The sequence below is a fragment of the Arthrobacter sp. LAR12-1-1.1 genome, assembly GCF_040676555.1.
Classification (GTDB): domain Bacteria; phylum Actinomycetota; class Actinomycetes; order Actinomycetales; family Micrococcaceae; genus Arthrobacter.
The window spans coordinates 1-255 of sequence record NZ_JBEGIG010000066.1 but is presented as its reverse complement, the minus strand read 5'-3'; the positions used below and the strand labels follow the sequence as shown (position 1 = coordinate 255).

The following is a 255-nucleotide window of genomic DNA, read 5'->3' as shown; positions in this document are numbered from 1 at the left end:
GCGGGCTGATCCCGCCGAAGTGGGTGGACGCGGCCCTCACGTAGTCGATCAGCTGTTCCTTGATCAGACTCTGGTAGTCGTAGACGGTGTTGAAGATTTCACCGATCGCCAGCGGGGTGGTGGTGTGCGCCCGGACCAGGCGCAGCGCCTCCTGGTTCTCGGCCGGGGTGCAGTCCTCGAGCCAGAACAGGTCGTAGGGTTCCAGCGCCTTGCCCAGCTTCGCGGCCTGGATCGGGGTCATCCGGTGGTGCCCGT

Annotated in this window: 1 protein-coding gene; it reads right to left on the bottom strand. The window is 65.9% G+C overall.

The genetic code is table 11. The features are described 5' to 3' along the window. Positions 1 to 255 (bottom strand): enolase C-terminal domain-like protein (locus MRBLAR12_RS21075; protein ID WP_364748149.1); only part of this gene is annotated, 255 nt, incomplete at both ends.